Origin of the sequence: Neorhizobium fuzhouense, from assembly GCF_042611105.1 — a bacterium.
Taxonomy (GTDB): domain Bacteria; phylum Pseudomonadota; class Alphaproteobacteria; order Rhizobiales; family Rhizobiaceae; genus Neorhizobium; species Neorhizobium galegae_A.
This window is the reverse complement of record NZ_JBHFFP010000012.1, coordinates 120,588-132,930: the sequence shown is the minus strand read 5'-3', so window position 1 is coordinate 132,930 and position 12,343 is coordinate 120,588. Positions and strand designations below refer to the sequence as shown.

Below are 12,343 nucleotides of genomic sequence, written 5' to 3'. Positions count from 1 at the left end.
CACGTCCTTTATTCGGGAATGACGGCGATTGCCTGGATCTCGATCTTGGCGCGGTCTTCGATGAGCGCCACCACCTGGACGGCCGCCATGGCGGGGAAATGCCGCCCGATCACCTCGCGATAGACCTGGCCGATGCCTTTCAGGTTGGCGAGATAGTCGGCCTTGTCGACAAAATACCAGGTCATCGTGGTGATGTGTTCGGCATGCCCGCCGGCTTCGGAAAGAACCGCCATGATGTTTTGAAGGGTCTGGCGCACCTGGTCGACCAGATCGTCGCTTTCGAAGACGCATTGACTGTTCCAGCCGATCTGGCCACCGACATAGACCTGGCGGCCGGTGGCGGACATGCCATTGGCATAGCCGATCGGTTTGGCCCAGCCTTCCGGCTGCAGGATTGTGTGCATGGCATTGGTCTCCAGGTCAGGCGTTCTTCAACAGTTCGCGGGCAATGATGAGTTTCTGCACTTCCGTGGCGCCCTCGTAGATGCGCAGCGCCCGGATTTCGCGGTAGAGTTTTTCGGTGATCTCGCCGACCCGGACACCGCGCCCGCCGAACATCTGCACGGCGCGATCGATGACCGTCTGGGCATTTTCGGTGGCGACCATCTTGGCCATCGCCGCTTCTTTGGTCGCGACCAGCTTTTGCACGTCGCGGCGCCAGGCGGCGCGGTAGGTGAGGAGGGCGCCGGCATCGATCGCAGCGGCCATGTCGCCAAGCGCTGCCTGCGTCAATTGCAGGTCGGCAAGCTTGGCCCCGAACATGTTGCGCGCCTTGGCGTGAGCGAGGGCCTCAAAGAGTGCTCGGCGCGCAAATCCGAGCGCTGCTGCGGCAACGGACGCGCGAAAAATGTCGAGCGTGCGCATGGCGATCTTGAAGCCTTCGCCGGGCGCGCCGAGCAGCCGCTCTGCCGGAATGCGGCAGGCATCGAAACGGATGGTGGCGAGCGGATGCGGCGCCATCACATCGATGCGCTCGGCAATCGAAAAGCCGGGATCATCGGCATAGACAACGAAGGCGGAAATGCCGCGTGTTCCCGGCGCTTCGCCGGTGCGGGCAAAGACGGTGTAGACATCGGCGATGCCGCCATTGGAGATCCAGGTCTTTTCGCCGTCGAGCACATAATGGTCGCCGTCACGGCGGGCGGCGCAGGCCATGGCCGCGACATCCGAGCCGGCCTCTTTTTCCGACAAAGCAAAGGCGGCGATCCATTCCCCGCTCTGCGCCTTTGGCAGGACCTCGGCCTTCAACCCCTCCGAGCCGGATAGGCCGATGGCGCCGGTGCCGAGCCCCTGCATGGCGAAGGCAAAGTCGGCAAGACCATCGTGAAACGCCAGCGTCTCGCGCGTGAGGCAGACCGCGCGACTGTCGATTGCGGCCCGGCCTCCCGAGCCCGTTGCGGCATCAAGCAGGCCCGCTTTGCCGAGATCGCGTACGAGCGTCCTGCAGGCGCCGTCGGTGTCGGCATGGTCGATGGCGGCAAGCGTGCCGGTGGCGGCATAGGTATCGAGCTTTGCAACAAGGGCACGGTGGCTCTCGTCAAAGAACGGCCAGTCCAGGTGGTCGCGCGAGGGTGGGGCAGTGGGGAGACCGCCAGAAGCGTACTCTGCCATTGCCTCAATTCCCCTCGAAAACGGGCTTGCGCTTTTCCGCAAAGGCTTCGAAGGCGCGGCGAAAATCATGCGTGGCCATGCAGATCGCCTGGGCCTGCGCTTCCGATTCGATCAACTCGTCGAGGCCCATGGCCCATTCCTGGTTCAGCATGGTCTTGGTCATGGTATGGGCAAACCAGGGGCCGTCAGCCAGCGATCGCGCGAGCTTCTGCGCCTCGGCCTCCAGATCACCTGCCGGATGAAGGCTGTTGTAAAAGCCCCAGGCATGGCCCTCGGCGGCGCTCATGGTGCGACCGGTAAACAGGAGTTCGGCCGCGCGTCCCTGCCCGATCAGACGCGGAAGAATGCCGCAGGCGCCCATGTCGGCGCCGGCCAATCCCACACGGGTAAAGAGGAAGGCGGTTCTCGCCTCCGGCGTTGCGAGCCGCAGATCTGATGCCATGGCGAGAATGGCGCCGGCACCGGCGCAGATGCCATCGACCGCGGCGATGATCGGCTGCGGGCATTTGCGCATGGCCTTCACCAGATCGCCGGTCATGCGGGTGAAGGCGAGAAGATCCGGCATTGCCATCTTCGTCAGCGGCTCGATGATGTCGAACACGTCGCCACCGGAGGAGAAATTGCCACCGGCACCGGTCAGCACGACGCAGCGCACGTCAGAGGCATCCGCCAGCGCGCGGAAAAGGTCGCGCATCTCGCGGTAGCTCTCGAAGGTCAGCGGGTTCTTGCGCTCCGGCCGGTTGAGACGGACGGTGGCGACGCGGGTTTCTCGATCGATGTCCCAGAGGAAATGCTCCGGCCGGTAGTCGCTGAAACTGCGTTTCGTCTCTTGCATCGCATTGCCCATCTCGTCTCCTCCCGAAAGCGTTCTGAAGTCCGGCCGCGATGGCTCGCAGCCGGGCATTGTCCGTCTGTCAGTCGTTCGCCTCCGGCGGAAGGAAGTCGACCTCATGGTCCGCAGACAGTTTTACGATCGCCTCAACATCCGTCATCTGGTCCAGGCCGATGAACAGCTGCTCCAGCTTGCCCGCCGGTGCCACCCAGAACAGCGCACGGCAGGGCTTGTCGGATTTATTGAAATAGCCATGCGGCACGCCGCGCGGCATGCGCACAAGATCGCCGGCTCGCGCCTTCGTCCATTCTCCGTCGAGCTTCAGATCGAGTTCGCCCTCCTGCACCAGGATGAACTCGTCCTGGTTGGGGTGGATATGGACCGGGACGTATTGGCCCGGCTCGCTATTGGTCTCGAAGGCAAAGGTGTCGTCGCACACAGCCTTTGGAAAATACACCTGGCCCAATATGTTCCAGCTTACACCTTTGTACCCACTGCCGTTTTGAGTAATGCCCTTTTCCAGCGTCATCGCAGGCTCCCAGCTTTCGTTCCCATTGCCCATGACGAGTTCATCCCGCCATGATTTCCCCGCCGGCAACCGCGATCGCCTGTCCGGTCACGGACTGGGCCGACGGTGACGCCAGCCACAGAACGGCGTCTGCGACCTCCTCCGGCGTCACCAGCCGCCCCTGCGGATTATGCCTGGTCAGCTCCTTCAGCGCCTCCTCAGGCGTGCGGCCGGTCTTTTGAACGATGGTGTCCAGCGCGCCGCGCACCAGCGGCGTATCGGTAAAGCCGGGGCAGACTGCGTTGACGGTGACGCCGGTGCGGGCAAGTTCCAACGCAAGCGCGCGCGTGAGGCCGACGACGCCATGCTTTGCCGCCACATAGGCGGAGACATAGGCATAGCCGGTCAGCCCCGCCGTCGAGGCGATGTTGATGATGCGGGCGCCATTCCCCTTTGCCTTGAGATCGGCAAGAACCGCCTGAGTGACGGAAAAGACACCCGTCAGATCCACCGAAAGCACGTGGTTCCACATATCGAGCGAGGTCTTTTCGAATGCGGCCGTCGGCGCTTCTCCGGCATTGTTGACGAGAATATCGACAGGGCCGAAGCGGGAGCGGGCGGTTTCCAGACAGGCGGCGATGGCTGCCGGATCGGTGACGTCGAAGCCCGGCAGAGCAAGGGTTCCTTCTCTGCCCAGCTGTGCCGACAGGTTTTCGAGCGGCTCGGCGCGACGCCCTGCCAGCGTGACATGGGCGCCGGCACCGACAAGCGATTTCGCAATGGCGGCACCGATGCCGGAGCCGGCACCGGTCACGCATGCGTGGCGGCCGAGAAGCCGGCCGGTCGAAACCTCTGCCACGACCACCTCCTATTTGCCGGCGGGCGCGGGCTGGGCCGCACGCGCAAGATTGGTTTCGTACTGGCGCTTGCCGGAAAAATACTGCTTCGGCCAGGCAACCGAGGTGAGCCCGATCCGTGCTGCCTCGTGCAGAACCCAGGCGGGATCGGCAAGATGCGGGCGGGCCACGGCGCAGAGATCGGCGCGGCCGGCCGAAATGATCGAGTTGGCATGATCGGCCTCGGAGATTGCGCCGACGGCAATCGTCGCAATGCCCACCTCATTGCGGATCTTGTCGGAAAACGGTGTCTGGAACAGCCGGCCGTAAACCGGCTTTTCTTCCTTCCACACCTGGCCGGAGGAGCAGTCGATCACATCGGCGCCGGCCTCCTTGAACATGCGCGCAAAAATCGCTGCATCGTCGGGCGTGTTGCCACCCTCCGTCCAGTCATGGCAGGAGAGACGCACCGAGACGGGCTTGTCGGCCGGCCAGACAGCGCGCATCGCTGCAAAGACCTCAAGCGGAAAACGCGCGCGGTTCTCGTGGGAGCCGCCATACGCATCCGTGCGCCGATTGGTGAGCGGCGACAGGAAGGCCGACATCAGGTAGCCATGGGCTGCATGGAATTCCAGCCAGTCGGCGCCGGTTTCCGCCGCCCGGCGGGTGGCGGAGACAAAGTCTGCCTTCACCCGGTCCATGTCGGCGCGGTCCATCGCCTTCGGCACCTGGCTGTGCGGGAGATAGGGCAGGGCGGAGGCGGAAATGAGCGGCCAGGCACCTTCTAAAAGCGGCTGGTCGGCGCCCTCCCAGGCCAGCTTCGTTGAGCCCTTGCGCCCGGCATGGCCGAGCTGAATGCCAACCTTTGCGGCGCTGTTTTGATGCACGAAATCGACAAAGCGCTTCCAGCCCGGGATCTGTTCATCGCTCCAGAGGCCAAGGCAGCCGAGGGTGATGCGGGCATCCGGCGACACGCAGGTCATTTCTGCAAAGACGAGACCAGCGCCGCCCAGCGCGCGGGCACCGAGATGGACGAGGTGAAAATCGCCAAGCAGGCCATCTTCCGCCGAATACATCGCCATGGGCGACATGACGATACGGTTCGGCAGCGTCACATCGCGCACCGTATAGGGCGTGAACATCGGCGGCGGCACGGAGCCATTGCTGGCGGCGACGAGACCGGATTGCTCGGCAAACCAGCGCTCATAGCCCTCGAGCCAGGTCTTGTCGCGCAGGCGAAGGTTTTCGTGGCTAATGCGCTGCGAGCGCGTCAGCATGGAATACATGAACTGTTCCGGCGGCAGCGTATCGGCATAACGGGTGCCGACAACCTCGAACCATTCCATGGCATTGCGGGCGGCATTCTGGATGCGCGCGACGTCGACGCGGCGGATCTCCTCATAGACCTCCAGCACGCCCGGGATGGCCGATCTCTCATGCCCGTGCTTTTCGAACTGGTTGGCAAGCTCGATGGCATCGTCAATGGCCAGCTTGGTGCCGGAACCGATGGCGAAATGCGCCGTGTGGGCAGCGTCTCCCATCAGAACGACATGGGCTTTTCCGTTGAAATGGCTCCACTTGCCGCAGATCAGGCGGGAGAAATTAAGCCAGGCCGAGCCGCGCAGATGGCGGGCATTGGTCATCAGCGGCGCGCCGTCCAGAACTTCCGAAAACAGGTTCTGGCAGAAATCGATCGAGCCCTGCTGGTCCATCTCGCCGAGCTTGTGGGCGTGATAGGCCTCTTCCGTGGTTTCCACGATGAAGGTCGAGGTGTTTTCGTCGAACTTGTAGATATGCGCCTGGAACCAGCCGTGGTCGGTCTTGCGGAAATCGAAAGTGAAGGCGTCGAACAGCTTGTTGGTGCCGAGCCAGATGTAGCGGTTGGGACGCACCACCATGTCCGGCTCGAAGATGTCCGCATATTTCTGGCGGATACGCGAATTCAGCCCGTCCGAGGCGATGATCAGGTCCGCATCCGGAAAATCCTGGTCGCCCGCGACATCCGTTTCGAAGACCAGTTCGACGCCGAGCGCCTCGCAGCGCCGCTGCAGGATATTGAGAAGCTTCTTGCGGCCGATGCCGACAAAGCCGTGGCCCGAGGTGCGCTGGCGGGTGCCCTTGAACAGCACCTCGATATCGTCCCAATGGTTGAAGGCCTGCTTAATTTCGGCGGCACTTTCCGCGTCCCAGGCCTGCATGGAAACCATGGTCGCATCGGAAAATACGACGCCCCAGCCGAAGGTATCGTAGGGCCGGTTGCGCTCCACCACGCGGATATGATGCTCGGGATGCAGCTTCTTCATCAGGAGCGCGAAGTAGAGGCCGGCCGGACCGCCGCCGATGCAGACAATGCGCATGTTCCGATTTCCTTCCCAGGGATGACGCGGGTGTTCCGTTATTATTTTAGGTTTAAAGTAATAGCCTGCGGCGGCGTCCGTCAAGCTTGAAAATGGCGGGCGAGGGCATGCCGCCCGTTGCCCCTCACAATGGGCGCTGCGGGATTGCGACGCGGTGCGCAGAGGTTGCTTGACGCGGCATGGAAAAGCGGAGGAATAGGAAGGAAACGGAGCAGTCAGGGTGCACCTTTGTCCGCTCCCCGCAAACAGTATCGACAGGAATGGATCATGGTGGAATTCAAGGTGAAAACGCGGGCGACAGGCTCGACCGCAAGCATGGCCCAGCATGGGCCGGCCTCGCTTGTCACGGAAACAGGCGGGACGCTGGAGGTCGTGACCAGTGTGTCCGATCCCGGCTTCAATCCGCTCGACCTGCTCTACTCATCGCTGTCTGCGTGCCTGGTACTCAGCGTGAAGGGAGCCGTGGTGAAGCTGCATCTGCTGGAGAAGTTTTCCGGCGTGCGCGTGCATGTCACGGGACAGAAGGCACCCAAAGGTCTTTCGCGCGTGGCGGAAATTTCGGCCGAGATCCAGATCGGCGGAGACTTGAGCGACGAGGAGCGGCACCAGATCGTGGCGCTCGCCAAGGAACTGTGCACGGTGAGCAACACGCTGGTGCAGACGCCCACCTTCACGGTGACGGCGCAGCCGATGTGACACCGGCTGCGCGGGCGGCGATCATTCGTCGTCGGGGATCAGGCTGTCGATACCAAGCAGGGTGAGTTCGTTCACCACACGCGAGACACCCGGCACACGCTTGACATGGGCCACGATCTTGCGCGCCGTCTGGTTGTCGTCCACCTCGCCCTCGATAGTCACGGTGGAGCCGTCGGCGCGGATGTCGATCGTCTCCATGGCAACGATATCAAGCGCTTCGATGGCATCGCTCACGCGTTCCTCGAGATCGTCACTTTCCTCGGCGCCAAGGGTCGCCGGGGTATTGCCATCCTTGACCGGCTCTTCCTCTCCCGTTTCGTCGACAGTATCGACGCCGTAGCCGCGGTTGCGCTCGCGGTCAAAATTGGCCTTGGCATCGCCATAGGCGGCGTTGCCGACGGGGGCGGCACCGGCGCCGGCCTGGTCCGCATAGGGCCAGCCCTCATCGATATTGCGGGTGTCATAATCGCGGTAATCTTCTTCGCGGGAGATATCGTTCACGGGCTTTTTGGACGTCATCTGTGGCTCCTCGGTGATTTGGTGCTGCCATAACGTGCGGAGCGGCCGTTGGTTCGATCGCCTTATGCGCGTCCTTCCTTTTCGAAGCGACGGATCAGACGGTCGCGTTTCAGCCGCGACAGGCGCTTCAGCCAGAAGATGCCGTCAAGCTGGTCGATCTCGTGCTGGATGCAGGTGGCGAGAAAGCCGTCGGCCTCGTCCTCATACAGCTCTCCGTCGAGATCGCGGTAGCGCAGACGGATAGCGGACGGGCGCTCCACCTCGTCGGTCATGCCGGGCATCGACACGCTGCCTTCGGTGAAGCGCTGCAGATCGACGGAGCGGGACAGGATTTCCGGATTGACGTGGACGAGAAGCGGCGCTTCCGGCGAAAGCCGGATGACCGAGACCCTCTGCATGACCCCGATATGGGCAGCCGTGATGCCGACGCCCGGCGCCGCCTGCATCGTGTCCAGAAGATCCTCGGCGAGCGCCTTCAGCTCGGCATCGAAGCGGGTAACCGGCGCGCAGGGCGTCGACAACCGGGGATCGGGATAGCGAAGAATGGTTCTGACCGTCACGGCAGTTCCTCAGGCGCAAGTCAAGACAGGATCTCGACACCGGGCCGCGCATCCCGGTGTCGCATTTCTGTCAGACGGGTTTCGTATGCGTTTGTAAACCGGAACCGGTGTAGAAATCCCATCTGCCGGAGGATTGCACCGGTGTCCGGCACTTGCCGGTAGAACACGGTATCCAATTGTTGACATTCGGTTTTTCAAGGCCATTCTGCGGTTCGCCATCATCCGTCCCGGGGAAGGCGGCAGAAAGCAGATGCAAGACGAGGGCGCGGCATGACGAATATAGACGAGGACCGCGTTCGCCCGCATGCCGACGAGCGCAATGAGGACATCTACGCCGAGAACGGCTCGATTCGCGCCGATTTCCTGGCCATGGTCGGTGCAGCCATTGCCGACCGCGACCTGCTGTTCCTGCGCCAGAAAGTGGCAAGCCTGCATGAATCCGAACTGGGCGACCTGCTCGAATCGATTCTGCCCGACCAGCGCCTGGCGCTGGTGCGCCTGCTCGGCAATGATTTCGACCTGACGGCGCTGACCGAGGTGGATGAAGCCATCCGCCTCGAGATCGTCGACCAGATGCCGAATGCGCAGATCGCCGCCGCCATCGGCGATCTCGATTCTGATGATGCCGTCTACATTCTGGAAGACCTCGACAAGGAAGACCGGGAAGAGATCCTCGCCCAGTTGCCGTTTACCGAGCGGGTGCGTTTGCGCCGCGCGCTGGACTATCCGGAAAGCTCGGCCGGCCGACGCATGCAGACGGAATTCGTCGCCGTGCCGCCGTTCTGGACCGTCGGCCAGACCATCGACTATATGCGCGACGAGGAGGATCTGCCGGAAAGCTTTACCCAGATCTTCGTCATCGATCCCACCTTCAAGCTGCTCGGCATGGTTGATCTCGACCGCATTCTGCGCACCAAGCGGCAGGTGAAGATCGAGCAGGTGATGCGCGAGACGAATTACCCGATCCCGGCCGACATGGACCAGGAGGAGGCCGCCCAGCTTTTCGAGCAGTACGACCTGATCTCGGCCGCCGTCGTGGACGACAATGGCAGGCTCGTCGGCGTGCTCACCATCGATGACGTGGTGGACGTGATCCAGGAAGAGGCGGAAGAAGACATCATGCGCCTCGGCGGCGTCGGCGACGAAGAACTCTCCGACACCATTCCGGAAACCTCGCGCTCGCGCGTGCCCTGGCTGCTCGTCAACCTCTTTACCGCGCTGCTTGCCGCCTCCGTTATCTCGCTCTTCGAGGCAACCATCGAACAGATCGTGGCGCTTGCCGTGCTGATGCCGATCGTCGCCGGCATGGGGGGCAATGCCGGATCGCAGACCATGACGGTGACGGTGCGGGCGCTCGCCACGCGCAATCTCGACATTCACAATGCCTGGCGCGTGGTGCGCCGCGAAGCGGGCGTCGGGCTGTTGAACGGCGTCATCTTCGGCATCCTGATCGGGCTTGCCGCCGGCCTCTGGTTTCAGGACGCCAATATTGGCGGCATCATCGCCGCAGCCATGCTGATCAACATGATGGCCGCAGCGCTTGCCGGCATCATGATCCCGCTTCTCCTCGACAAGATCGGCGCCGACCCGGCCGTCTCGTCGGCCGTCTTCGTGACGACCGTCACCGATGTCACCGGCTTCTTTTCCTTCCTCGGTCTTGCCAGCTGGTGGTTTGCCATCAGCTAGCCGGACGCGACCCGGCATCGTCGCGTAACAGCAAGCCACGCCGGCCAGGGGACAAGACCCCTCAAAATTGACTGTTACGTAAAAGTCAATTAACGTGCTTCCACCAGACAGGATGGCGGCGTGAACAAGTATTATACCATCACGGAACTGACGCGGGAATTCGGGGTCTCCACCCGGACGCTGCGTTTCTATGAGGATGAGGGGCTGATCCACCCGGAGCGGCGCGGTCGCACCCGGCTGTTTCGCATGGCCGATCGCCGGCTGATCCAGGAAATTCTGCGCGGTCGCCGCATCGGTTTCACCATTGCCGAAATCCGCGAAATCATCCAGGTCTATCGCGAGCCGCCCGGCGAGTTGGGTCAGCTGAAACTGCTGATGAAGCGCATCGACGAAAAGCGCGACGAGCTTCGCCAGAAGCGCAAGGACATCGACGACACGCTGAACGAACTCGACAATGTCGAGGAAGCCTGCCTGACGCGGCTGGCAGAAATCGGCGTCGGCACCTGATCGGCGCTGAAGGTTCAGCCGAAACGGCTGAACCGCTGTTCGGGTCTAAGCCCACACGAAAACGACATCCGATATCAGCGGCTGCTGATCGTGCATTCCTGTGCGATCGACTGAACGCCCGGATCCGTCGCCGGATTGATATCGCCGCGCTGCATCGGCATGAACAGAGATTGCTCGACCAGCTTGTTTGCCGTGCAGTCGCAGAAGCGGTCGCAAAGACCGGCATCATTGCCTTCAGCCACGCAGGAGCGCGCGCAGCTTTGCGTGTAGCCGACAATCGGATCAACCGCAGGCGCCGGATGGATCAGCGAGGCGAGATAAACGAGGCCGATCAGCACCGGCTGGTGAATGAGGTAGAACACAAGGCTGTGGCGTCCCGCTTTCGTCAGCAGGTTGTCGCGCTGCTGCCATGCCGCAAGCCGTGCAAACCCGCCATGGTCGCGCAACAGGCCACCGATGGCGACACCCGCCAGCACGGCGGCAAACCAAGGAAAGACTGGGACAAAATCATTGGAACGCGGAATGGTTTCGGCAAAGCCGGTCCAGGCAAGCAGCCGCGTATCAAACAGCTGAAAGCTCAAAATGCCGGGCATGATCCAGGTACCGAGCACCATCGCGATAAACAGGGCGACGGCCAAAAGTCCAGTCAACAGCGGCGGCACCCTCAGGAATGCCAGCGCCAGAAGGCTTGCGAGCGCGATGTGATGCAGGATGCCGAAGAAAATCCACTCCTGCGGCATCGCTATGCGCGTGGCAATGCTGATGACGGCCGCAGCACCGGCCACCAGGAGGAGCCGCTTGCGAAACGACGGCCAGCGGATGCCTTGGCCATGCGCCAGCAGGAGGCTCAATCCGACCAGCATCAGAAACGAGGTGGCAATCAGCCGGGCATAGATCTTCCACGCCCCTTGAGTCGACGTTCCCGCCTCCAGATAACCGAAGAATTCGAGATCCCAGGTGAAGTGGTAGGAGGCCATGGCAATCAGTGCCACGCCGCGCAATGTATCGATGAGCGGGATACGCGGCGTCCGCAAGGGGCCGCCGGAAGCGGCAACCTGCGAAGCGTCGTCATCAAAGGCTGTGGTGGAGGACAAGCGAAATCCTTGGGCGTTTTGACGCGGGCAAAACCGTCCCGGCCTTCCCGACATGAGTGAAGCGATGACGGCAGAGAAAGCCTGCCATGATCCGCCGTGGTACGGCCTATCGATCCATGATCGCCCGGCGCGCCTCGGAGAAAAACTGCCGGCGCAGGAGAACGAAAATGACGAACAGCGTCGATGCGATGAACATATAGGGCCCGATGAACCAACCGAGATAGCCGATGGAGAGAAAAATCGTCCTGAGCCCTGCATTGAAGTGGCGCGCGGCGATTACATTCATGCGGATCACCTGATCGGCGGCACGCTCGGCCGCTGCCGGATCGTGCTGCACCTCATGCGTCATCGGCAGCGCCCCGAAGAGGATGGTGCAGTAGTTGAACAAGCGATAGGACCAGCCGAACTTGAAGAAGGAATAGGCAAACAGCGCCGTCAAGCCTGCGACCTTCGCCTCGAAGGCGGCACGACCGGCATAATCGACAAAGGCAAGGTCGCGGAACACCACGTCGACCCGGTCCGTGGCGCCCAGCAGCGCAAAGCAGCCGCCGATGGCAAAGATGGAGGTCGAGGCGAAGAAAGCCGTGCCGTTCTGCAGACCCGCCATGATCTGCGTGTCGATCATCTTCAGGTCACGCTTTAAGGAATTGTAGATCCACTGGCGACGCCTGTCCGCCATCACCTGGTTGAGGCTGCGGCGCGACAGCACCGGCTCACCGCTGGTCAGCCAGGAATAGGTGATCCAGAGGACGGCAAAGAGGGCAAGGGCGACATAGTCGAGCGTTGTCATCGGGTGTCCGTTCGCGAATCCGGCAATGATCTGCATGGCTACAGCATCGATCTCAAAAATCGAAACGGATTTTGAGGACAGGAGCGGGGGATTTTTCGCAGCGGCAGGGTCATCTGCCAAGCCGCGCACACTGACTGCACCATCCGGCGACGTATCCGGTGGATGACCCCGGCCCCGTGCTCAAAACGCAGGAGCCATGCATTTTTCACCGTTGCGAAATGTGAACGCCGTTAATATACGGTTAAACGCTTGGGGCCACGGTGAGCGTGCGCCCGCAATGGAGACTTCATGGAAGACAGCGTTCAGAAATCCTGCTGGGGCGTGACACTCAAGGCGCTTGCCGGATT

Annotated in this window: 13 protein-coding genes; 3 read left to right on the top strand and 10 right to left on the bottom strand. The window is 62.2% G+C overall.

From position 1 onward, the window contains the following. Positions 1–8: 8 nt before the first annotated feature. The 6 genes from ACEXP3_RS19860 to ACEXP3_RS19835 all read right to left on the bottom strand — a co-directional run bounded on the left by ACEXP3_RS19860 (position 9) and on the right by ACEXP3_RS19835 (position 6,144). A complete protein-coding gene (locus ACEXP3_RS19860; protein WP_377298788.1) occupies positions 9–404 on the bottom strand; it encodes a RidA family protein in 396 nt (131 codons plus the stop codon). Between the two features lie 16 nt (positions 405–420). Next, positions 421–1,611: an acyl-CoA dehydrogenase family protein gene (locus ACEXP3_RS19855; protein WP_377298786.1), complete on the bottom strand. Its 1,191-nt coding sequence runs from the start codon at positions 1,609–1,611 to the stop codon at positions 421–423. Between the two features lie 4 nt (positions 1,612–1,615). Further along, on the bottom strand, positions 1,616–2,458 hold the full coding sequence (locus ACEXP3_RS19850) for an enoyl-CoA hydratase family protein (RefSeq protein WP_377298784.1): 843 nt from the start codon (positions 2,456–2,458) through the stop codon (positions 1,616–1,618). A 67-nt stretch (positions 2,459–2,525) separates the two neighbouring features. Beyond that, positions 2,526–2,972 carry a cupin domain-containing protein gene (locus ACEXP3_RS19845; protein WP_377298782.1) on the bottom strand — a complete coding sequence of 149 codons (447 nt, stop codon included), beginning with the start codon at positions 2,970–2,972 and terminating at the stop codon, positions 2,526–2,528. 40 nt (positions 2,973–3,012) lie between these two features. After that, on the bottom strand, positions 3,013–3,810 hold the full coding sequence (locus ACEXP3_RS19840; protein WP_377298780.1) for an SDR family NAD(P)-dependent oxidoreductase: 798 nt from the start codon (positions 3,808–3,810) through the stop codon (positions 3,013–3,015). 9 nt (positions 3,811–3,819) lie between these two features. Next, positions 3,820–6,144 (bottom strand): bifunctional salicylyl-CoA 5-hydroxylase/oxidoreductase, encoded by a 2,325-nt coding sequence (locus ACEXP3_RS19835; RefSeq protein WP_377298778.1) that lies wholly within the window; start codon positions 6,142–6,144, stop codon positions 3,820–3,822. A gap of 267 nt (positions 6,145–6,411) precedes the next feature. Between ACEXP3_RS19835 and ACEXP3_RS19830 the strand changes: the two genes are divergently transcribed. Beyond that, a complete protein-coding gene (locus ACEXP3_RS19830; protein WP_377298776.1) occupies positions 6,412–6,840 on the top strand; it encodes an OsmC family protein in 429 nt (142 codons plus the stop codon). A 21-nt stretch (positions 6,841–6,861) separates the two neighbouring features. On the opposite strand, the gene ACEXP3_RS19825 is transcribed toward ACEXP3_RS19830, so the two are convergent. Together ACEXP3_RS19825 and ACEXP3_RS19820 are read right to left on the bottom strand one after the other, a co-directional pair. Next, positions 6,862–7,359 carry a BON domain-containing protein gene (locus tag ACEXP3_RS19825; RefSeq protein ID WP_377298774.1) on the bottom strand — a complete coding sequence of 166 codons (498 nt, stop codon included), beginning with the start codon at positions 7,357–7,359 and terminating at the stop codon, positions 6,862–6,864. Positions 7,360–7,421: 62 nt separating this feature from the next. After that, positions 7,422–7,919 carry a peptide deformylase gene (locus tag ACEXP3_RS19820; protein WP_377298772.1) on the bottom strand — a complete coding sequence of 166 codons (498 nt, stop codon included), beginning with the start codon at positions 7,917–7,919 and terminating at the stop codon, positions 7,422–7,424. Positions 7,920–8,189: 270 nt separating this feature from the next. Between ACEXP3_RS19820 and mgtE the strand changes: the two genes are divergently transcribed. Both mgtE and ACEXP3_RS19810 read left to right on the top strand, forming a co-directional pair. Next, complete coding sequence (gene mgtE / locus ACEXP3_RS19815) at positions 8,190–9,605, top strand: magnesium transporter (protein WP_210105038.1); 1,416 nt, start codon at positions 8,190–8,192, stop codon at positions 9,603–9,605. Between the two features lie 120 nt (positions 9,606–9,725). Further along, complete coding sequence (locus ACEXP3_RS19810) at positions 9,726–10,112, top strand: MerR family transcriptional regulator (protein ID WP_210105039.1); 387 nt, start codon at positions 9,726–9,728, stop codon at positions 10,110–10,112. A 74-nt stretch (positions 10,113–10,186) separates the two neighbouring features. Here ACEXP3_RS19810 and ACEXP3_RS19805 read toward each other — a convergent pair whose 3' ends face one another. After that, entirely contained in the window at positions 10,187–11,146 is a 960-nt protein-coding gene (locus tag ACEXP3_RS19805; protein ID WP_377298889.1) for a heparan-alpha-glucosaminide N-acetyltransferase, read from the bottom strand. A gap of 166 nt (positions 11,147–11,312) precedes the next feature. Next, positions 11,313–11,996, bottom strand: coding sequence for a DUF599 domain-containing protein (locus ACEXP3_RS19800; protein ID WP_210105041.1), 684 nt, complete (start codon positions 11,994–11,996; stop codon positions 11,313–11,315). Positions 11,997–12,343: the final 347 nt, after the last annotated feature.

What these genes read in the sequence shown, in the direction of transcription:
- ACEXP3_RS19860 (WP_377298788.1), bottom strand. Translation starts at nt 404, where the DNA reads ATGCACACAATCCTGCAGCCGGAAGGCTGGGCCAAACCGATCGGCTAT.
- ACEXP3_RS19855 (WP_377298786.1), bottom strand. Translation starts at nt 1,611, where the DNA reads ATGGCAGAGTACGCTTCTGGCGGTCTCCCCACTGCCCCACCCTCGCGC.
- ACEXP3_RS19850 (WP_377298784.1), bottom strand. Translation starts at nt 2,458, where the DNA reads ATGGGCAATGCGATGCAAGAGACGAAACGCAGTTTCAGCGACTACCGG.
- ACEXP3_RS19845 (WP_377298782.1), bottom strand. Translation starts at nt 2,972, where the DNA reads ATGACGCTGGAAAAGGGCATTACTCAAAACGGCAGTGGGTACAAAGGT.
- ACEXP3_RS19835 (WP_377298778.1), bottom strand. Translation starts at nt 6,144, where the DNA reads ATGCGCATTGTCTGCATCGGCGGCGGTCCGGCCGGCCTCTACTTCGCG.
- ACEXP3_RS19830 (WP_377298776.1), top strand. Translation starts at nt 6,412, where the DNA reads ATGGTGGAATTCAAGGTGAAAACGCGGGCGACAGGCTCGACCGCAAGC.
- ACEXP3_RS19825 (WP_377298774.1), bottom strand. Translation starts at nt 7,359, where the DNA reads ATGACGTCCAAAAAGCCCGTGAACGATATCTCCCGCGAAGAAGATTAC.
- mgtE (WP_210105038.1), top strand. Translation starts at nt 8,190, where the DNA reads ATGACGAATATAGACGAGGACCGCGTTCGCCCGCATGCCGACGAGCGC.
- ACEXP3_RS19800 (WP_210105041.1), bottom strand. Translation starts at nt 11,996, where the DNA reads ATGACAACGCTCGACTATGTCGCCCTTGCCCTCTTTGCCGTCCTCTGG.